Here is a 20164-nt window from a genome sequence, read left to right as displayed (position 1 = left end):
GGAACTCCCGTGACGACCAAACAAAATATTACGCTTATCCAACGCTTCGATTCCAAGGATGGCAAGCTTGTCGTTGCCCACATTCTGGTGGCGTTCATCGCCTTGCTCATCGGCGGCATAGCGGGGCTTCTGCAAACGATGGTGAAAAGCGGTACGATCAAGCTGCCTTACAGTATCGGCTACTATGAGCTGTTGACCGCACATGGGGTGTTGATGGCAATCGTATTTACAACCTATTTTATCATCGGCTTCCTCTACTCGGGTGTGTCCTATACTTTAGGGGGTAAGCTGCTGCCGGTTGTCCATCGGATGGGCTGGACCGGATTCGGGCTGATGACAGCTGGGACGGTGCTGGGCGTTGCGATGGTTTTGACCGGAAAGGCAAGTGTCCTGTATACGTTCTATGCGCCTTTGAAAGCATCGCCTTACTTTTACATTGGATTAGCCTTGTTGGTGGTAGGGAGCTGGATCAGCGGGTGGGGTTTATTTTATCAGTATAAATATTGGAAAAAGACGAATCCCGGCAAGTTATCGCCTCTGTTCGCGTACATGGCGGTCGTGACCTTCCTCATGTGGCAAATTGCCACGATCGGTGTTGCGGCTGAAGTACTGATTCAGCTTATTCCGTGGTCGTTCGGTTGGGTTGAAACCATTAATGTAATGCTGAGCCGTACCCTGTTCTGGTATTTCGGTCACCCGCTTGTGTATTTCTGGCTGATGCCAGCGTATATATGCTGGTATGTCATCATACCGAAGATTATTGGCGGCAAAATCTACAGTGATGCGTTGGCCAGACTATCATTCATTCTCTTGCTGCTGTTCTCAATTCCGGTAGGCTTTCATCATCAATTAATGGAGCCGGGGATCAGTTCTTTTTGGAAATATGTGCAGGTCGTGTTAACGTTTATGGTCGTGATTCCTTCTTTAATGACCGCATTTTCACTGTTTGCTACGTTTGAAATCAACGGCCGGGCCAAGGGGGCGAAGGGACTTTTCGGTTGGGTAAAAGTACTGCCTTGGAAGGATGTCAGATTCTTCGCGCCATTCATGGGCATGCTGATCTTCATCCCGGCAGGAGCGGGGGGCCTAATTAATGCCAGTAACCAGATGAATGCCGTCGTACACAATACGCTATGGGTAACAGGTCACTTTCATCTAACGGTAGCCACAAGTGTTGCGCTAACATTCTTCGGTATTACGTACTGGCTGCTTCCTGTTGTAACAGGCCGGATCTTGACCCTGCGGATGAATAAATGGGGGATCATTCAGACCATCGTATGGTGTGTGGGCATGTTCTTTATGTCCGGCGCAATGCATCTGGTTGGCTTGTTCGGAGCACCTCGGAGAACGGCATTTACCACCTACGAAAACCAGGCAGATGCGGCCAACTGGATGCCCTACTATGTATTCATGGCAATTGGCGGAATGGTCTTATTTATCGGCGTCCTGATGATGGTCGTTAACGTGGTTGCGATGCTTCGCGCTCCGAAAGGCGTAGAGGCGTATCCGCTTGGTGAAGCGATGGAATCGGCGGAAGCGACTCCGGTGTATCTGGATCGTTGGCGCATCTGGATAGCACTTTCGGTATTGCTCATCTTGTTTGCGTATACGATTCCGCTTATAGATATGATATCGAGCTCTGTTCCGGGATCGAAAGGATTTATTACGTGGTAAGTGTAGGTTTGGATAAAAGCGGCGGCAGTGAGGGGAATTCCAAGCTGTCGCCTGCTTTATACTTTATATTGTGAAAAAATTCACAATACCTTCGCGAATGCCCAGTTCGGATTGTGACTTTTATCATAGTTGGCGATTTCAATTCCACTTATGCTAAAGGTACATCAAAACACGGCAGCAAAGTTTGAAACATATAAGGAGTGGATGGTCAATGGCAATGAAAGAAGCGAAGGTAACCGAACAGATGTCGGTGCAAGAAGAAGTGAATCAACTGGTGGCTCGAGCGAAACAAGCGCAGCAGCAATTTCTGAAACTGGATCAAACGCAAGTGGATCACATTGTGCAGCAAATGGCACTCGCTGGGGTTGACCAGCATATGGCTCTTGCCAAGCTGGCTGTTGAAGAAACGGGACGCGGAGTCTACGAAGACAAGATAACGAAGAATCTCTTCGCTACGGAGTACATTTACCACAGTATCAAAAACAATAAGACAGTAGGCGTTATTGAAGAGAACGCGTATGAAAACTATCGGATGGTTGCTGAACCGGTTGGGATTATCGCAGGGGTAACGCCAGTCACGAACCCGACATCAACAACCATGTTCAAGTCGTTAATCGCGACGAAAACTCGAAATCCGATCATCTTCGCTTTCCATCCGTCTGCGCAACAATCCAGTGCAGCGGCGGCAGCAACACTGCTTGATGCAGCTGTGAAAGCGGGAGCGCCTGAGCATTGCATCCAGTGGGTCGTACACCCATCTGTCGAGGCGACTCAGCTCCTGATGAACCACCCGGATGTCGCTCTGGTGCTAGCTACTGGAGGATCCTCCATGGTGAAGGCGGCCTACAGTACCGGCAAACCAGCGCTGGGTGTAGGGCCAGGCAATGTGCCGTGCTTCATTGAGAAATCGGCCAATTTGCCGCAGGCTGTGAATGATTTAATTCTTTCCAAAACGTTCGACAATGGCATGATTTGCGCCTCGGAGCAGGCTGTTATTATCGAAGAAGCCGTATTCGCGGATACACGCAAGCTGATGACGGAGCAAGGCTGCTATTTCTTGAACAAAGAAGAAACGGAAGCAGTCTCCAAGCTCGTGATCAACGCCGAGAAATGTGCGGTCAACGCTGTGATTGTCGGCCAATCCGCTATGATAATCGCTCAAATGGCGGGCATCAAGGTCCCTGCGGCGACCAAAATATTAGTGGCTGAATTGACGGGTGTTGGCGAGGATTTCCCTCTATCCGCTGAGAAGTTAAGCCCTGTTCTAGCCTGCTACAAAGTGAAGAATGCGGAGCAAGGCATTGACCGCGCCGTGGAGATTGTCAAGTTCGGCGGGATGGGACATTCCTCCGTCATTCATTCCGAGAATGAAGAGGTCATTCGGGCTTTCGCCAATAAGCTGCAAACAGGGCGCATTATTGTGAATTCGCCTTCCACACACGGGGCAATCGGCGATATTTATAACACGAACCTGCCATCGCTGACCCTTGGCTGCGGTTCTTATGGACATAACTCCACGACGTCTAACGTCAGTGCAGTGAATTTGATTAACGTGAAGCGGGTTGCGTACAGGGCCGTCAATATGCAGTGGTTTAAAATACCGCCAAAAATTTACTTCGAAAAGGGCGCAACGCAGTATTTGGAAAAAATGCCGGACATCACTCGCATCATGATTGTAACGGACCCGATGATGGTGAAACTCGGCTACGTCGAGCGGGTGGAGTATTACCTTCGTAAACGTCAGACACCTGTGTACATCGAGGTTTTCTCGGATGTGGAGCCCGATCCATCGGTAGAAACGGTTGAACGGGGTCGGGCGCAAATGGCCAGCTTCAACCCGGATTGCATTATTGCACTGGGTGGCGGGTCGCCGATGGATGCAGCCAAAGCGATGTGGCTGTTCTATGAATATCCGGATACCAGCTTCGATGCGCTCAAGCAGAAATTCATGGATATCCGCAAACGGGTTTACAAATATCCGCGGCTGGGGCGGAAGGCCAAGTTCGTGGCGATCCCAACGACTTCAGGAACCGGCTCAGAAGTGACTTCGTTCGCAGTCATCACGGATAAGGCCAAAGGGAATACGAAGTATCCACTTGCCGATTATGAACTTACGCCTGACGTCGCGATTATCGATCCGGACTATGTGTACAGCTTGCCGAAAACCGCGGTAGCCGACACAGGGATGGACGTCCTTACCCATGCAATTGAAGCGTACGTCTCGGTCATGGCGAACGATTACACCGATGGATTAGCCATGAAGGCGATTCAACTGGTGTTCCAGAACCTGGAGAAATCCTTTGCGACAGGCGACTCGATCGCCCGCGAGAAGATGCATAACGCATCGACAATTGCGGGTATGGCGTTTGCGAATGCTTTCCTTGGCATCAATCATAGCTTGGCGCATAAATGGGGCGGTGAGTATCATACGGCGCATGGACGTACGAATGCGATCCTGATGCCGCATGTTATTCGCTACAATGCGCAGAAGCCGACGAAATTTACGTCGTTCCCGAAATACGATCACTTTATCGCCGATCAGCGCTATGCGGAGATTGCCCGCATGCTAGGGCTGCCTGCGAAGACGACAGAAGAAGGCGTGAAAAGCCTGATCGAAGCGATTCGCAAGTTAAATCAGACGCTCGGTATTCCCGAGAAGTTTCAGGATCTGGGTTTCCAGGCTGAGCAGTTTGAATCGCGTGTAGATTACCTCGCGGATCGAGCTTTCGAGGATCAGTGTACAACCGCGAACCCGCGGATGCCATTAGTCACAGAATTGGCGGACGTCTATCGGAACGCTTTTTACGGGAAATTCGAGTAAGTTCATTCAGGAGGTGCCATCATGGCTATACAAGAATCTGATGTGCGAATGGGAAGCTGGAGAGGCTTTGTAGGCAGCAAATGGACCAAGAGCATTGATGTTAACGATTTTATCGATTCCAACATCACGGTGTATATGAGTGATCACGCCTTCCTGGCCGGACCGACGGAGGCAACGACAGAGCTGTGGCGCATGATCAGCATTCTGACGGCGAAGGAGCGGGAGAATGGCGGTGTGCTGGACGTCGATGTCGACACGATCTCCACGATTACTTCCCACGCTCCAGGGTATATTGCCAAAGAGAAGGAGAAGATCGTAGGCCTGCAAACGGATGCCCCGTTAAAGCGCTCGGTTCAGCCCTTCGGGGGAATTCGTATGGTGATCGATGCTTGCGAGGCGTATGGCTTCAAGCTTCCGCAAGAAATTGTAGACGTATTTACCGATATCCGCAAAACGCATAACCAAGGTGTATTCGATGCCTATACAACGGAGATGAAGACAGCGCGTAAAGCAGCTATCATCACAGGGCTGCCGGACGCATACGGACGCGGGCGCATCATCGGCGACTATCGACGTGTCGCCCTCTATGGGGTCAATCACCTGATCGAGGCGAAGAAGAAGGATCTCCTTCAGCTGGAGGTCGATTCGATTACCGAAGATGTCATTCGGCTGCGTGAAGAAATTTCGGAACAGATGCGCAGCTTGAATGAGCTAAAGAAGATGGCGAAGTCGTACGGCTTTGATATTTCGGGACCGGCTAGGAATGCCGCTGAAGCCGTGCAATGGTTATATTTTGCCTATCTGGCGGCGATTAAAGAACAAAACGGTGCAGCGATGAGTTTAGGACGCGTATCCAGCTTCCTCGATATTTACATCGAGCGGGATTTGCAGGAGTGCACGCTTACGGAAGAAGCGGCGCAGGAGTTGATTGACCATTTTGTCATGAAGCTTCGTATTGTTAAATTCTTGCGCACGCCTGACTATAATGAGCTTTTCAGTGGAGACCCGACCTGGGTGACGGAGTCTATTGGGGGCATGGGGCTGGACGGCCGGGCGCGTGTAACGAAGAATTCGTTCCGCTTCCTGCACACCTTGTATAATCTGGGACCTGCGCCAGAGCCGAATCTGACGGTGCTATGGTCGACGGCGCTGCCGGAAGGATTCAAAACGTACTGCGCCAAGGTGTCGGTAGAGACCAGTTCAATTCAGTATGAAAATGATGACCTAATGCGCCCGTACTACGGAGATGACTACGGCATCGCCTGCTGTGTATCCGCTATGCGGATCGGCAAGCAGATGCAATTCTTCGGTGCACGTGCCAATTTGGCTAAAGCGCTGCTCTATGCAATCAATGGCGGGGTCGATGAGAAGCTCGGCATCCAGGTTGGACCTGAACTTGCGCCCATTACGTCCGATGTGCTGCATTATGAAGAAGTAGCTGATAAGTTTGACACGATTATGGAATGGCTGGCGAAGCTATATGTCAACACTTTGAACGTTATTCACTACATGCATGATAAGTACTGTTATGAACGTCTGGAAATGGCGCTTCATGACCGTGACATTGTTCGTACGATGGCGACGGGCATTGCAGGGCTTTCAGTGGTCGCTGACTCGCTAAGTGCGATCAAGTATGCGAAGGTCCGTCCGATCCGTAATGAACAAGGCATCGCCGTCGATTTCCAAATCGAAGGTGACTATCCACAGTACGGCAACAATGATGAGCGTGTTGACGCGATCGCCGTGCAATTGGCCGAAACGTTCATGAATAAGATTCGCAAGCATCAGACGTATCGCGGGTCCGTGCCAACGATGTCGGTTTTAACGATTACTTCGAACGTGGTGTATGGCAAAAAGACAGGCAGCACGCCGGATGGCCGCAAAGCGGGCGAACCTTTTGCGCCTGGCGCAAATCCGATGCATGGACGCGATCGGAAAGGGGCACTGGCCTCACTCGCGACGGTCGCGAAGATTCCTTATGAGCATTGCCAGGATGGTATCTCCAATACGTTCTCGATTGTGCCTAAAGCACTGGGCCGCGAGGAAGAAGACCGACTCACGAATCTAGCAGCTCTGCTAGATGGCTATATGGCCAATCATGGTCATCATCTGAATGTGAATGTGTTCGACCGAGCGCAGCTGCTGGATGCCATGGAGCATCCGGAACAGTACCCGCAGCTTACGATTCGGGTATCGGGTTATGCCGTGAACTTTATCAAATTGACGCGAGAACAGCAGTTGGATGTGATCCATCGTACGTTCCACGGCACGATGTAAGAAAGAGAGAGGGTGCAGACCGATGAAAGGACGCATACATTCCTTCGATACGTTTGGGACCGTTGACGGTCCGGGCATCCGCTTCGTCCTTTTCATGCAGGGCTGCGCGCTGAAGTGCCATTACTGTCATAACCCGGATTCATGGGAAATGAATGCCGGCAGGCAGATGGACGTCGAGGAGATTCTCAACGAGATCGAACCGTTCCTGGCGTACTATCAACGTTCAGGCGGCGGCATTACGGTGACGGGAGGGGAACCCACGCTTCAGGCTCCCTTCGTGGCACGCCTGTTTGCTGCTTGCAAACAGCGCTGGGGACTCCATACCGTGCTGGATACGAACGGTTTTTGCGAACCTGGACATGCGGAGGAACTATTGAACGTAACCGATCTGGTGCTGCTGGATTTGAAACAGATCCATCCCGAGAAGCACATCGCGCTTACGGCGCAGCCTAATGACCGTATCAAGCAATTTGCTTCGTATTTGGATGAAAGGAAGATGCCTGTCTGGATTCGCCATGTGCTGGTACCAGGTTGGACGGATGCTTATCAAGATTTATTGGCGCTAGGGGAATTCATCGGGTCACTCAGCCATGTGCAGAAAGTGGAACTGCTCCCCTATCACCGGATGGGCGTTTACAAATGGGGGCAGATGGGGAAGGAATATCCGCTCGGTCAGTGCTCAGAACCCTCAGACCGAGAAGTGGCCAGAGCAAGCATGTGGATTGATCAGGGGATTGAGGCAGGGAAGAACACGATAGGCTTGGAGCAAAATCAGAGTTTGGAAAGGGATACTTGGGAGGGAATCGGACATGGAAGTTAATGTCTTAAACAGTTGTTCAGGACTTGCGTCATCCAACCCGGCTGTGCTTTCTTATGCAACGGAACGTCTGAAGGAAGAGCATCAGCATTTACGAAGTCAACTCAAGCTGCTTGAAGTGAATGCGAAGGAAGTTATCTTGATCGAAGATACAGAGAAAGGTCTGCACCTCCTTCAGCATCTCAGAAGCCAGACGGCACAATTGATGAATATGCTGGAGCGGCATGCCAAATGGGAGGATGAGGAATTATTCCCTTTCCTAATGGGCTACTTCCATCGCGAGTCTGTTCCTACGATTATGCCTTCCTTCTGGGTGCTGGAGAAGGATCATCAGTTGGGCGTTTCGTTTATCCAATCGTTCAATGAGACAGTGATTAACTTGACGCCGTTAGTCGTCAAAAAACAGCTAGTAGAAGCAGCCTCGCATTTGGTGCAGGCCTGTTTAATTCTGAATGACCATTTTACGATGGAAGAGCAACTGATTTTACCATTAACGGAGAAAGTGCTGATGGATTTAGAATCATTTTTCTCATAGGAAGATGAACGATAGTAAGGATGAGGAGGCATGAACACATGAGTACGGATTTGGGGTATTCGATTGACGAGGCAACGGCATCGCAGGTGGGGCGGTTACTGAAGCGCTTGAAGGACGAACATGGCACGTTAAAAAGCGAACTTGATCATATTCAAGAGCAAACAGGTCATATGGCGGACTTGCCAGGAACGGAAGCGTCGAAGAAGCTGCTGCAAGACATCCGTCAAGAGATGGAAGGCTTGCTGGAGAAGCTGGAAGCTTACGAACAGTGGGAAGAGGACGAAGTGTTTCCCATCCTCTACAAGTATACCGCTCAAGGGCCGGATCCTGCCTTTCTAACTTCAGCTTGGGTGTTGGAAGAGGATCATAAGCAAGTGGAACGTTTTGTTCGTTCTTTTATTGCCTATGCGAATGAGTGTGATCAGGGTGCAAATTCAAAAGTAAACGTAAATATTCAGTTGAAGAAAGCGATCTCTCTACTTCGGATGGCTTGCGCTGTGATGGCCGAGCAGCTTCTCACGGAAGAAGAAATGGTGTTCCCACTCGCAGATGAGATTTTAGGCAACTATCCTACATTCGGCATATTTCAACGGGGCAATTCTCACAATGACAAATATCGCGCAGATAGGCAGCATCTTTAATGACAATTTGGCCATTATGAAATTCGACCGCATCTTCTTTCCGCATATCGCTTAACATCCGATTGACGTTCTCGCGGGTCGAGCCGATCATATCGGCCATTTCCGAATTGTTGATTTTATAATCGATCAGCACATGCCCTCCCTTAGGAACGCCGTAGGAGTTGCTTAATCTGATCAATAAGGAACATAACGCGCCCGGTTTACCGTACATCATTAAATCGCGGAACTTCGTTTCGGTCATCCGATGAACGAGACCCATCCATCTCATGAATTCGATCGCGAGATCGCCGTGCTGCCATAGTAGAACTTCAAGATCTTTCCGCAAAATCACGCCTACTTCGCAATCTGCAGTGACTTCTGCGCTAAAGCTTTGTACCGAGTCTTGGAATGGATCGATTTGGCCGAACAAATCTCCTGCTTGATGGAGATACAAAATGAAACTTTTGCCCGTGTCCGACATTTTGGTGATGCGGACCCTGCCTTTAACGATATAGTATAATCGGTCCGCCGTGTCGCCCTCCCAAAATAGATGCTCACCTTTCTTTGCTTGTTTGTTATACATGATGCTCTTTAATTTATCAAAGTTCGTGTCTGAGAAAAAAGTCATCATTCCTTTCATGCGAACCAACTCCTCGTCATTTCTTGTTACTTACATCATATTGGTTTTGGATAATCCTGGTTATCGGGAGTTCCTCTGATCTTTTGCGGCAATTTTCCCTATATAGGTGTGAGGAAAATCACAGTTAAAACCCTTACGTTCCTGAGACGTCTGGTAATGAAAACCCTGATGAAGAAATCAGGGTTTTCCCTGACTTACAGGTCATAAAGAATCGTCTACAATGGGAAGTGAGGTAGTTCGTTATGCACAAAAGACTGGAAGTGGCCCAGTATGGCAAACAGTAGAATGCAGTTTATGGAAGACTTAGAAGAAATACGGAATCTTACATCAAGCGATTTTGCCGCATTAGCTTTATGCTTAGATAAAGCTAAATCTTACAGGTGGAAGTGCGCAGCAGGCAACAGTAACGATCGTTACCAGCACATGGTGATCAGGACGGGACAGGGATTGGCTGGAACTGCGCTGCGCCTGGGCAGATGGGTGAAGCTCGATGATAGTCATCCGCAATTCGGGCGAGAAAGACGCGATTGCCCCGTCATGTTGGCTGAACAATTGCAAGCTGCGGCTGTTTTTCCAATCAGGTTGGATACTGGTTGCCCTATGAGAGGGTTGCTTTTTATCGGAAAGCGGAAGGGAACCAGATATGAAGAAGATGAGATACGCACAGCCCAGGAAAATCTTCACAAGCTTGTATCCGACATGAAGGAATATCAAGAAGAAATGAGGATATGACATTGAATTCCGTTAACGGAATTCATTTTTTTTGCTATGATATTAGGTATGAATCCAGCGGCATAAGCCGTGTTGTAATGGGGGAAGGAAATGCCGAAAATTCTGGTAGTAGACGATCATGCTGTCGTAAGATCGGGTCTTATGATGCTGCTGAACGGCAAGCATAATATTGAAGTCGTTGGGGAAGCGGCTGATGGCGAAGAGGGCATCCAAGCTGCGCAACTGCTTAAGCCGGATGTTGTATTGATGGATCTGAACATGCCCCCTGGTATGGATGGCCTGACGGCTACAGAGAAATTACGGCAACTCATGCCCGATGTGGCCATTCTCATTCTTACGATGCATGATGATGACGAGTATTTATTTCGAGCCATACATGTGGGCGCCTCTGGCTATATTTTGAAAAGTGCACCGCATGACGAATTGCTGACCGCCATTCGCTCTGTTGCCGCTGGAAATGCGTATCTCTACCCTACAGCTACCAAGCGGCTGATGAATGAATATATGGATCGCATTAAGCACGGGGACAATGTCGATACGTATGGATCGCTTTCGGAGCGCGAGAAGGAAGCCTTAGCGCTCATTGCCAAAGGCTTTTCCAATAAAGAAATTGCCGAACAGCTGATTATCAGCGTCAAAACGGTGGAGTCCCACAAAAGTAACATTATGGAGAAATTAGGGTTGAGAACAAGGCCTGAACTGGTAAAGTACGCGGCCAAGAAGGGGTTGCTGAACTTTGAATAAGGATCAGGAGCACCATTATCCCGAAGTCATTGGTGAGAATGTGAACCAACTGTTAGCGCAGCTGGACGCATACATTTCGAAGCCTGAACTGCTGCAAGACCTGAAGCAATCCCTCAAACAGCTATCCGATGTGAAGTTTGCGTTAGATGAGTCTTCGATCGTGGCCGTCACGGACGCCAAAGGTAAAATTCAATACGTGAACGATAAATTTTGCGAAATTTCCAAGTATCCTCGTAAAGAGCTTCTAGGGAATGACCATCGCATCATTAATTCTGGTCATCATGATAAAGCATTTATGTCGGGCTTATGGAGCCGTATTTCATCTGGCAAGGTATGGCGTGGAGAGATCAAGAATAAGGCCAAAGATGGATCCTTCTATTGGGTGGATACAACGATTGTCCCTTTTATCGATGCGGACGGGAGCCCCTATCAATATTTAGCAATTCGGAATGAAGTGACGGAGTTGAAGCGGGTCGAAGAAGAACTGCAGATGATGATGTCACAAGTGTTGCAAATTCAGGAGGAGGAACGAAGAAAGTTCTCCCGCGAGCTGCATGATGGCATAGGGCAAAGCCTGTTCTCTTTATTGATTCAAATGGATAGATTGATCGGAGAGGAGCCTGAATCGGAAATTGCCCTTCTCCGGCAGCATGTGACCAGCATTATTGAAGAAGTACGGAGTCTGGCGTGGCAGATACGCCCTTCCGTATTGGATGATCTCGGCGTTATTCCTGCCATTCGAACATATATCGATAATTACACGAGTCATTTCGGGATCGGTGTTAAACTGGAAAGCAGCCTGCGCAAGCGGTTAGGCGCACTGGAAGAGACGATCATCTACCGCGTTATCCAGGAAGCGCTGACGAATATTGCGAAGTATGCAGATGTGTCCGAAGCTGCCGTGGCTGTTAGCGACAAGGAATCGTACATCGAGGTACGTATTGAGGATAAGGGGAAGGGCTTTGAGACGACTAGCCGATCTAAAGGTGTTGGCCTTTTCAGCATGGAGGAAAGGGCAAAAAGCATCGGCGGTAAGCTGGACATTTCCTCCGAGATAGGGAGGGGAACGATCGTTATTTTGACGATACCGAGTTATAAAAGGTAAAACAAGTGGAAAGGCTCATCGTCTCTAATTGGAGATGAGGGGTCTCTTTTTTTGGAGGCGTGCTGCAGCACATTCAGGTTATGCCTCCATCCCCCATTAGCACTGAAAATGTCTTCTGCGCGATGAGCAGCTCTTCGTTCGTCGGGATTACCAGAATGCTGACGGAGGAGGATGCCGTGGAAATGAGTCGTTCCCCTTGCGTGCGTTCCATGTTCTTTTCTACATCCAGTTTAAGGCCGAGATAGGTGAGCTGCTCACAAATTTTTTGCCTCAGATAGGCCGAGTTCTCTCCAACCCCTCCTGTGAAAACGACCGCGTCGATTCCGTTCATCGCCGCGCAGTATGCGCCGATATACTTCCGTATCCGATATTCATACATCTCAAGGGCCAAAACGGCTCGTGGCTCTCCTTCCAAAGCGGCCTGCTGAATCTCCCGTACATCGCTGCTCATTCCTGAAATGCCCAGCAGCCCGCTGTGTTTATTCAGCATCGAGTTGATTTCGTTCATCGTCAGGTCCTCTTTAGACAATAGATAAGGAATGATAGCGGCGTCAATGTCGCCGGAACGTGTCCCCATCATGAGCCCTTCTAGCGGGGTCATCCCCATGCTGGTATCGATCGATTGGCCGCCTTCAACGGCGGAGCAACTGGCACCATTGCCTAAGTGGCAGGTAATGATTTTCAAGTGCTCAATCGGTTTGCCGATGAATTGGGCGGCGCGCTTGCTGACATATTCATGCGAAGTGCCATGGAACCCATAGCGGCGTATGCCATATTTTTTATAGAGAGAGTAAGGGATCGGGTACAAATAGGCTTTCTGTGGAATCGACTGATGAAAGGCCGTATCGCATACGGCAATTTGAGGCACCTCCGGCAGATGTTCAAGAACAGCTTGAATGCCGACCATATGAGCGGGATTATGCAGCGGGGCCAAGTCGTAGAGTTGACGAATTTTGTGCTGCACATCGGGATTGATCAAGGTTGCAGAACGAAACCATTCTCCGCCATGCACAATGCGATGGCCCACCGCTTTAATCTCATTCATATCTTGAAGCACACCTACTTCCGTATGGGTTAGAAACTTTAGCATGGATCGAACAGCCTCCGAATGGTGTAAAATCTCCCTCGTCCATTTCACTTCATCCCGCCCGTCCCGTTTCAAGGTGATGATCCCTGTTTCCGAACCGATTCGTTCGATACAGCCTTTAAGGAGCAAACCTTCGGTAGTCATGTCAAAGAGTTGGAATTTTAAGGAAGAGCTTCCCGAATTCATCACTAGAATTTTCATAAGCGTTCGCCTCCTTTTTTCTTAATAGAACATTCGGCCTGTATTTGAGATCGCCTAATTATTTGAACACACCCTCCATCGAAGCCATTACGGCATCCAGTCCGACTCCTCTCTCAATCTCTCCTTTATTGAAACATGCGGGGGGATGATCGACTGTGATTATCCTCACAATGCGCAATTATTTTGAGAAAATATACCAAAAAATTGTCGTCAACCCCCACAAAAATTGTAGAATGGACGAAGATACTTTTAGTATTAATTCCATTAATCATTTAGGGGGAAATCAATTGAAAAGAAGTTGGATGGTTATCGCATCAGTTGTATTGGCAACGAATTTAATAGCAGGTGCGGCATTGGCCAAGTCGGAAAATGGGAATGCTGGCGAGGGCAAGCCGAGCAGTGTGAAAATCAACGTGGATAGCACGGTGAACGCGAATTCCGAAGAGACGGTTACAGGCAATACCTATGGCAAAGGCCATAATGGATATAAGGGGCTGCTCAACGCGATCAATAATGTAAAGGACAAGCCTGCAGGAGCTGTTATTGCCGAACTGCTTTTGACCAAATACGAGACACAACTTACTGCTGAGATGAAAGCTGAGCTTGAGGCGATTACAGCGCAGGATGAAGCTTTGACAGCGGCTGCGGATCTGTTAGAAAAAAGCGGAAGTGTAACGGACGCGGTTTACGTTCAACAAGAAGCGGTTTTGGCTAACGTTACGAATCTGACTTCTTACAAGAAACTCGGCAAATTGTATGAGAAGCTGGGTAAAAAAGGCGTAAAATTGTATGTAAACGGTGAAGAGCCTACGTTCGAGGTCAACCCGTTTATCCGTGAAGGCAACACGTTAGTTCCATTCCGTGCGATCGCCGAGGCGTTGAAAGCGACGGTCTCCTGGAATGCAGAAGAGCGCTCTGTTACCGTTACACGCGATGGGATCACAGTGAAACTCTTTATTGATAGCAAGACTGCAACAGTTAATGGGAATGAATTGACGCTTGAGGTTCCAGCTGCGATTGAAAACGGCAGCACGGTTGTGCCGGTTCGTTTTGTAAGCGAAGCCTTGAAAGCCGTTGTGAAATGGGAGTCAGAAACGCAATCCGTTGTTATTTACGAAGAATAATTGGAGATATCGTTCAAGGAGCCATCCACTAGTGGGTGGCTCTTTCTCATGTGGGGGCACCCCAGGCAGATTCACGTTGCGGCAAACCCAAACCTGTAAGGCATTCGGATAACTCTCATCGCACAGGAGATACTAAATTTTACAAAATCGCATCTTGCCAATAACTCAAATTTGAGTATAATTACAAATGAGTAATCAAATTTGAGTATACGTATGAGATGAAAGGAATGAACCCTATGGACGCTAATCGCAGTAATGTAAAGCTCGTCATAGCAGGTCTGATGCTAGGATTATTTATCGCCGCACTAGATCAAACGATCGTATCGACCGCGATGGGTACAATTATTAAACAACTTGGAGGACTCGACAAATTCATATGGGTCTACTCCGCTTATATGATCGCGATGGTTGTATCTACGCCGATTTTCGGTAAACTGTCAGATATGTTTGGCCGCAAATCTTTCTTTATGATCGGGCTCATCCTGTTCATGTTAGGATCCATTCTATGTGGAACAGCTCAAAACATGGAGCAGCTCATCATTTACCGCGCGATCCAAGGGATTGGCGGCGGCGCCTTGATGCCGATCGTCTTTACGATCATTTTCGACTTGTTCCCGGCTGAGAAACGCGGCAAAATGATGGGACTTTTCGGTGCAGTATTCGGGATTTCGAGCGTATTTGGCCCTATTCTGGGCGGTTTGATTACGGATAATATCAGCTGGCGCTGGATTTTCTATATTAACGTGCCGTTAGGCATTCTTTCCCTGCTGTTTATTGCCAATGCGTATCATGAGAACAAAAACTCCCGCAAACAATCTATCGACTGGATCGGTGCGATTACGCTCACGGCCTCTGTGCTCTTCTTGATGTTCGGTCTTGAACTGGGCGGAACAGACGGATGGGCGTGGGATTCCGCGAAAACTATTTCGCTCTTCGTCGCATGTGTTGTATTCTTTGCCGCTTTCTTGTTTGCAGAACGTTTTGCGAAAGATCCGATAATTAAGCTGAGTCTGTTTAAAAATAAAATCTTTACGAGCAGCATGGTGATCTCCATGCTATACGGCGGCATTATGATCGCGTCAGCCTCGTATATCCCGCTTTTCATTCAAGGTGTGTTCCACAAAACCGCTACGCAAACGAGCACGGTCATGATTCCAATGATGCTCGGTGTTGTAGCTAGCTCCCAAATCGGTGGACGTGTCGTCACCAAATTCCGCTATCGCGATGTGATGTTGGTGTCCGCGCTGACGCTGATTATCGGTCTATCGCTCCTCGGGTTCGTGATGGATACGACATCGAGCCGTCTAATCATTTCACTTTATATGATCATCGTGGGACTTGGTATCGGTGTGTCGTTCTCCTTGTTGAATATCTCAACCTTGAATGCCGTGCCGCCGCAATATAAAGGGACGTCATCTTCGTTGATCACCTTCTTCCGTACAATCGGTTCTGCGCTAGGGATCACGGTATTTGGCGCCATTCAGAAATCGGTGTTCCAATCCGATGTGAAGCAGCTGCCGAATATTAACCCGCATTTGGCTGAGCAAATTAAAGGCGGTCAAGCGCTTCTCGATCCAAGCGTGCAGAAGCAAATGGGCCTTGGCGCTGATGTCATCCAAGTGATGCTGCAGCAATTTGCTAACTCGGTCATTGCCATTTTCCAATGGTCGCTCATTCTCCCTCTGATTGCGCTGATCTTCGTATTCCTCATGGGCCGCGCACGTCTGGAATTGAACAAATCAGGTCAAACAGGCGGACCAGGTGCACATGGTGGTCAAGGAGGTTCGGGTGGTCCTGGTAAACCAGGTGCGCCAGGTGGCAGCGGAAAACCAGAGCCTTCGTATAACGGAGGATAATCGGTTATGTCGATGAGGCTTTTAATCTTGGGCTTGCTGATGGAGCGGGAGCGGCATCCCTATGAAATTCGACAAACGATCAAGCAACGCAATTGGAACGAGTGCTTTAAGCTGAGGGACGGGTCGCTCTACTATGCGGTCGATCAGCTGCGAGAAGATGGGCAAATTGAAGCGGCGGAAGTTGTGGCGATTCCAGGCGATAATCGGCCGGATAAGACCATTTACCGAATTACACCAAGCGGTCGTGCAGCCTTCACCAAGCTGCTCGAAGATCAGTTCAAGCTAACGTCCTATCCGCAGCATCCGCTCTTTCTCGCCATGCCGTTCATCCGCCACGGCGATCCGGGCAAGATCGAGGCGCTGATTGTGCAGCAGTTGGAAGCGTGCGAAACCCGTATTGCTCGCATGAAAGCGGTGTTGGAACTGAAGGCGGAGTTTCTCCCGCGCGGCAGCTCCTTGATGATTCAAGGCTTCATCCTCTTCGGTGAAACGGAGAAGGTGTGGCTGACAACCTTGCTGGAGGAAGCACGATCGGGGAAGCTGTTTGAAGCGTATCAATTGACGCCAGAACTACTCGAACGCTATGAGGCTCATATGAAAGAGTTCGACAATCAGCATAAATAGCAGAAAGGAGGAGCCGATGCGGCTTCTCCTTATTTTCGTAGCGGCTCTATTTGCGTCTAGAGGGATGATGAAATCTTAGGTATAATGGTACAAGTTGATCGCATCGGACCATTATCGTACGAAGCCTTCTAAGACAGGAGGGAGTACCTTGAGCATTTGGCTAAAAAGATGTACAGAGTTGGCTGGAAAATACTTGCACGTTGCACTTATCGGATATGTAGTTAAATGGCTCCTCTATGGCAGTCTCGTTGGTATATTGACAGGGTCAGCCTCGGCCTTATTTCTGGCAAGCTTAGATCTCGTGACGAACCAACGAATCAACCATCCCTGGTTGTTGTTCCTTCTACCTGTGGGCGGTGCGTTCATGAGCTATCTCTACGTCAAAATCGGCAAAAATGCCGGCAAAGGCACCAATCTGATCCTCGATCAGGTGCATGAAGGCAATGAAACGATCCCGCTGCGCATGGCGCCGCTGGTGCTCGCAGGCACCCTGCTGACACACCTGTTCGGCGGCTCTGCGGGTCGTGAAGGAACGGCCGTCCAGATGGGCGGCAGCTTGGCCGAAGGGATCGGACGCATCTTCAGAGTCGATGCGTCCGATCGCGCCATCCTGCTGATGTGCGGCATCAGCAGCGGGTTCGGCTCGGTGTTCGGCACGCCGCTGGCGGGAACTGTATTCGGCCTGGAGGTACTTGCCATCGGGATGGTGCGCTATCAAGCGCTGATCCCGTGTTTTATCGCTAGCGTCGTCGGCAATATGGTGACGACGGCGTGGGGGATTCATCACATCCACTATGTGATGGGGCCGGTCCCAGCCTTGAGCGCAGGTGTTGCGCTCAAGGTAGCGGGAGCTGCGATCCTTTTCGGACTCGCAAGCATCTTGTTCAGTGAATTAACGCACGGGATGAAGCGAGTCTATACGAAGCTGTTCCACAATCCTGTGCTTAGAGCTTTCGCGGGCGGGCTAGTCATCATCGCGCTCGTTTATATGTTCAACACAAGGGCATACCTGGGCCTTGGGATTCCACTGCTGCAGCAAGCGTTCGTGGAGCCTGTTGCCGACTTCGCCTTCTTGTGGAAAACCGTCTTTACCGCGCTAACGCTAGGTGCGGGCTATCTTGGCGGGGAAGTGACGCCCCTGTTCGTTGTCGGCGCCACCTTAGGAAACTCGCTTGGCGATCTTTTGGGGCTGTCCGCGCCATTCTTGGCGGGGCTGGGGTTGATCGCCGTATTCAGCGGTGCGACGAATACACCGCTTGCCTGCTTCATCATGGGCATCGAGCTGTTCGGCTCTGAGGGAAGCCTTTATATGTTTATGGCGTGCATCCTGGCCTATCTGTTCTCAGGCCACTCCAGCATTTACACGTCACAGCGCATCGGCTTGTCGAAATCGAGGCGTCACCCGTTGCCTGAGCAGGTTACGATTAGTTCGATCAAGGTGAAGAAGAGGGAGTAAGTCCCACACTTACGCTTCCCCGCTTATCAATAGTGATGTAAAACATCATGCCAGAAGCCATCTTTGGCTATGGAGTCTCTGAAATGATGAAAAATCACCTTTCAGCATGAAATGTTCGCTCCAAACTATGACCACTTCGCACGAAACTTCTGCGAAGCGTTCGCCAAGATCGGCTTCCCGTGGCCGAAGCACGCAACATTGAAATCCTCTCGCCCCAAGGCAATCAAATCCTGCTTCGCTTGTGCGAAATTTTCGTAGCCGATGCTGAAGCCCAGCCCCATTATATTAGCGGCTGCGTCCGCGGCGAACATCACGCCACCCTGTGTAGGCAGGTAGAAGGCGAGCTGCCCTGAGCTGTGCGCGGGCGCAGGAATCGTGCGTAAACCACCAGCGAAAGCAAGGGTGTCATTCGGTTTCAGATAGCCATCCACAGGGAAGGCTTCGATCGGTGTTTCTTTAATGAATAGGCGGAACAACAGCTTATTCATGACGCCAGGGGTCGGCTGCAGCGGTCGCTGCGGCACCCCCTTTTCCACGATGGGCGCATCTTGCTCGCTGATGTAAATACTCACGTGAGGAACAGCGTGCTTCAATGCAGCTGCGCCGCCAGCATGATCGGGATGTCCGTGCGTAAGGAGAATCGTTTTCAAATCGTAGGGCTTGTAACCGATAGCCTGAATACCTTCGAGAATCCGAGGGGCGCTGCCAGGATTGCCCGTGTCGATCAGCACGAGGCCGTCAACCGTCTTCACGACAAACACGTTGACGGTTCCTATCGGAAGCATATGTACCCCATCATGCAATTGTTGAATGCTCATAATCATTTCCTCCCCATATGTTTCGTGTAACTAATGACTGATCCCCTGTAATACGTGGTTAATTAAGAATTTAAAGAAAAGCCCGATCCTCAGCAGGATCGGGTTGTATGTTTATGTAACATGTATGTCACTAGATCACGAATTTATAACCTACTCCCCATACCGTTTTAATAAACTTAGGCTCCTTGGGGTTCACCTCGATCTTTCGGCGAAGGTTTGTAATATGTACGTCAATGGCACGTTCGTTGATATAGGAATCAAATCCGCGTAAGGCGTTGATCAAGTCTTCACGACGATAGACGCGCTCAGGATGCTCCACTAGCAGCCGAATGAGCTCGAACTCGGAGAAGGTCATCTCAATGGATTCGCCCCGTACGTGCAGTGTTCGTTTCTCTAAATTAATCTGAAGTTCCATGGCGGGGACAGTGACTTTCTCTCGTGCTGGGGCAGGCGGAGCCGCGATGGGTTGTTCCCTTTTAAATCGTCGCAAGAGGACTTGTATCCGAGCTTTCATTTCATGCATGCTAAACGGTTTGCATAGATAGTCGTCTGCACCCACGGTGAAGGCTTCGATTTTCTCACTTACTTTGGAGTTTGAAGAGATAATAATAATCGGGACGTTTGTTTTACTTCGCAGGGAATTACATAATTCCGTTCCTTCGAAGTCGGGGAGAATAAGATCAAGCAGAATCAGATCTGGTTGGAAATCATGCAAGGATGCTAGGCCTTCTTTACCGTTAAGGCACCTGTGAATGATGAAGCCTTCCTCTTTCAGATACATGCAGATCATCTCACCAATAATGTCATCGTCCTCAATTAATAAAACTCTGTCCATTAGAAGTTCCCCCTAACGCATAGTTTTCTAATTTTGAAATGGGTAAAAATGTGGTGAGTGACGTCGCTAATATTTTACTAATACTTGTATTATACGCTGTCGAATTTTAAGAGTAAAGCGGTTTCATATGTTTACTCAATTAAAATATTAGCGAAATATTAGCGAAAAAATAGCTTTAAATCTATCAGATGCAAGGAA

The 20164-nt window shown here is 49.2% G+C and carries 17 protein-coding genes; 13 read left to right on the top strand and 4 right to left on the bottom strand.

Features of this window, described 5'->3' with window-relative positions; genetic code table 11:
- Positions 1 to 9 precede the first annotated feature (9 nt).
- From MJB10_RS24605 to MJB10_RS24580, 6 genes are all read left to right on the top strand, one after another.
- Positions 10 to 1674, top strand: a complete 1665-nt coding sequence (locus tag MJB10_RS24605) for a cbb3-type cytochrome c oxidase subunit I (RefSeq protein ID WP_314799688.1) — start codon at positions 10 to 12, stop codon at positions 1672 to 1674.
- 211 nt (positions 1675 to 1885) lie between these two features.
- A complete protein-coding gene (adhE, locus tag MJB10_RS24600) occupies positions 1886 to 4495 on the top strand; it encodes a bifunctional acetaldehyde-CoA/alcohol dehydrogenase (RefSeq protein ID WP_314799685.1) in 2610 nt (869 codons plus the stop codon).
- Positions 4496 to 4516: 21 nt separating this feature from the next.
- Positions 4517 to 6772, top strand: a complete 2256-nt coding sequence (gene pflB, locus MJB10_RS24595) for a formate C-acetyltransferase (protein WP_314799684.1) — start codon at positions 4517 to 4519, stop codon at positions 6770 to 6772.
- A gap of 22 nt (positions 6773 to 6794) precedes the next feature.
- Positions 6795 to 7592 (top strand): pyruvate formate-lyase-activating protein, encoded by a 798-nt coding sequence (gene pflA, locus MJB10_RS24590; protein ID WP_314799682.1) that lies wholly within the window; start codon positions 6795 to 6797, stop codon positions 7590 to 7592.
- A complete protein-coding gene (locus MJB10_RS24585; protein ID WP_314799680.1) occupies positions 7582 to 8124 on the top strand; it encodes a hemerythrin domain-containing protein in 543 nt (180 codons plus the stop codon). Before pflA ends, MJB10_RS24585 begins: the two co-directional genes overlap by 11 nt.
- Positions 8125 to 8162: 38 nt before the next feature.
- Complete coding sequence (locus MJB10_RS24580; protein ID WP_314799678.1) at positions 8163 to 8765, top strand: hemerythrin domain-containing protein; 603 nt, start codon at positions 8163 to 8165, stop codon at positions 8763 to 8765.
- Here MJB10_RS24580 and MJB10_RS24575 read toward each other — a convergent pair.
- Positions 8695 to 9384 (bottom strand): Crp/Fnr family transcriptional regulator, encoded by a 690-nt coding sequence (locus MJB10_RS24575; protein ID WP_314799677.1) that lies wholly within the window; start codon positions 9382 to 9384, stop codon positions 8695 to 8697. The genes MJB10_RS24580 and MJB10_RS24575 overlap by 71 nt on opposite strands.
- A 270-nt stretch (positions 9385 to 9654) precedes the next feature.
- Between MJB10_RS24575 and MJB10_RS24570 the strand changes: the two genes are divergently transcribed.
- The 3 genes from MJB10_RS24570 (at position 9655) to MJB10_RS24560 (ending at position 11965) form a co-directional block, all read left to right on the top strand.
- A complete protein-coding gene (locus tag MJB10_RS24570; RefSeq protein WP_314799676.1) occupies positions 9655 to 10116 on the top strand; it encodes a GAF domain-containing protein in 462 nt (153 codons plus the stop codon).
- 90 nt (positions 10117 to 10206) lie between these two features.
- Entirely contained in the window at positions 10207 to 10860 is a 654-nt protein-coding gene (locus tag MJB10_RS24565; RefSeq protein WP_314799675.1) for a response regulator transcription factor, read from the top strand.
- Complete coding sequence (locus tag MJB10_RS24560) at positions 10853 to 11965, top strand: PAS domain-containing sensor histidine kinase (RefSeq protein WP_314799673.1); 1113 nt, start codon at positions 10853 to 10855, stop codon at positions 11963 to 11965. Before MJB10_RS24565 ends, MJB10_RS24560 begins: the two co-directional genes overlap by 8 nt.
- A 73-nt stretch (positions 11966 to 12038) precedes the next feature.
- Here MJB10_RS24560 and MJB10_RS24555 read toward each other — a convergent pair whose 3' ends face one another.
- The gene (locus MJB10_RS24555; RefSeq protein WP_314799672.1) at positions 12039 to 13253 is read right to left on the bottom strand and encodes an acetate/propionate family kinase; all 1215 of its coding nucleotides are present in this window, start codon (positions 13251 to 13253) and stop codon (positions 12039 to 12041) included.
- A gap of 287 nt (positions 13254 to 13540) precedes the next feature.
- Here MJB10_RS24555 and MJB10_RS24550 point away from each other — a divergent pair, with 287 nt between their 5' ends.
- The 4 genes from MJB10_RS24550 (at position 13541) to MJB10_RS24535 (ending at position 18313) form a co-directional block, all read left to right on the top strand.
- Positions 13541 to 14377, top strand: coding sequence for a copper amine oxidase N-terminal domain-containing protein (locus tag MJB10_RS24550; RefSeq protein WP_314799669.1), 837 nt, complete (start codon positions 13541 to 13543; stop codon positions 14375 to 14377).
- Positions 14378 to 14604: 227 nt separating this feature from the next.
- On the top strand, positions 14605 to 16233 hold the full coding sequence (locus MJB10_RS24545) for an MDR family MFS transporter (protein ID WP_314799668.1): 1629 nt from the start codon (positions 14605 to 14607) through the stop codon (positions 16231 to 16233).
- Positions 16234 to 16239: 6 nt separating this feature from the next.
- Positions 16240 to 16857 carry a PadR family transcriptional regulator gene (locus tag MJB10_RS24540; RefSeq protein WP_314799667.1) on the top strand — a complete coding sequence of 206 codons (618 nt, stop codon included), beginning with the start codon at positions 16240 to 16242 and terminating at the stop codon, positions 16855 to 16857.
- 154 nt (positions 16858 to 17011) lie between these two features.
- Positions 17012 to 18313, top strand: a complete 1302-nt coding sequence (locus tag MJB10_RS24535) for a voltage-gated chloride channel family protein (RefSeq protein WP_397386647.1) — start codon at positions 17012 to 17014, stop codon at positions 18311 to 18313.
- Between the two features lie 125 nt (positions 18314 to 18438).
- On the opposite strand, the gene MJB10_RS24530 is transcribed toward MJB10_RS24535, so the two are convergent.
- Positions 18439 to 19131, bottom strand: a complete 693-nt coding sequence (locus tag MJB10_RS24530) for an MBL fold metallo-hydrolase (RefSeq protein WP_314799663.1) — start codon at positions 19129 to 19131, stop codon at positions 18439 to 18441.
- Between the two features lie 130 nt (positions 19132 to 19261).
- Positions 19262 to 19966, bottom strand: coding sequence for a response regulator transcription factor (locus MJB10_RS24525; protein WP_314799661.1), 705 nt, complete (start codon positions 19964 to 19966; stop codon positions 19262 to 19264).
- Positions 19967 to 20164 lie beyond the last annotated feature (198 nt).

It is taken from the genome of Paenibacillus sp. MBLB1832 (assembly GCF_032271945.1).
GTDB lineage: Bacteria > Bacillota > Bacilli > Paenibacillales > NBRC-103111 > Paenibacillus_E > Paenibacillus_E roseopurpureus.
Note: the sequence above shows the minus strand (reverse complement) of the source record. Positions and strands in the feature narration are given on the sequence as shown.

Coding starts and splice junctions, on each gene's coding strand:
- adhE (WP_314799685.1), top strand. CDS start 1,886: ATGGCAATGAAAGAAGCGAAGGTAACCGAACAGATGTCGGTGCAAGAA.
- pflB (WP_314799684.1), top strand. CDS start 4,517: ATGGCTATACAAGAATCTGATGTGCGAATGGGAAGCTGGAGAGGCTTT.
- pflA (WP_314799682.1), top strand. CDS start 6,795: ATGAAAGGACGCATACATTCCTTCGATACGTTTGGGACCGTTGACGGT.
- MJB10_RS24585 (WP_314799680.1), top strand. CDS start 7,582: ATGGAAGTTAATGTCTTAAACAGTTGTTCAGGACTTGCGTCATCCAAC.
- MJB10_RS24580 (WP_314799678.1), top strand. CDS start 8,163: ATGAGTACGGATTTGGGGTATTCGATTGACGAGGCAACGGCATCGCAG.
- MJB10_RS24575 (WP_314799677.1), bottom strand. CDS start 9,384: ATGAAAGGAATGATGACTTTTTTCTCAGACACGAACTTTGATAAATTA.
- MJB10_RS24570 (WP_314799676.1), top strand. CDS start 9,655: ATGGCAAACAGTAGAATGCAGTTTATGGAAGACTTAGAAGAAATACGG.
- MJB10_RS24565 (WP_314799675.1), top strand. CDS start 10,207: ATGCCGAAAATTCTGGTAGTAGACGATCATGCTGTCGTAAGATCGGGT.
- MJB10_RS24555 (WP_314799672.1), bottom strand. CDS start 13,253: ATGAAAATTCTAGTGATGAATTCGGGAAGCTCTTCCTTAAAATTCCAA.
- MJB10_RS24545 (WP_314799668.1), top strand. CDS start 14,605: ATGAACCCTATGGACGCTAATCGCAGTAATGTAAAGCTCGTCATAGCA.
- MJB10_RS24540 (WP_314799667.1), top strand. CDS start 16,240: ATGTCGATGAGGCTTTTAATCTTGGGCTTGCTGATGGAGCGGGAGCGG.
- MJB10_RS24530 (WP_314799663.1), bottom strand. CDS start 19,131: ATGAGCATTCAACAATTGCATGATGGGGTACATATGCTTCCGATAGGA.
- MJB10_RS24525 (WP_314799661.1), bottom strand. CDS start 19,966: ATGGACAGAGTTTTATTAATTGAGGACGATGACATTATTGGTGAGATG.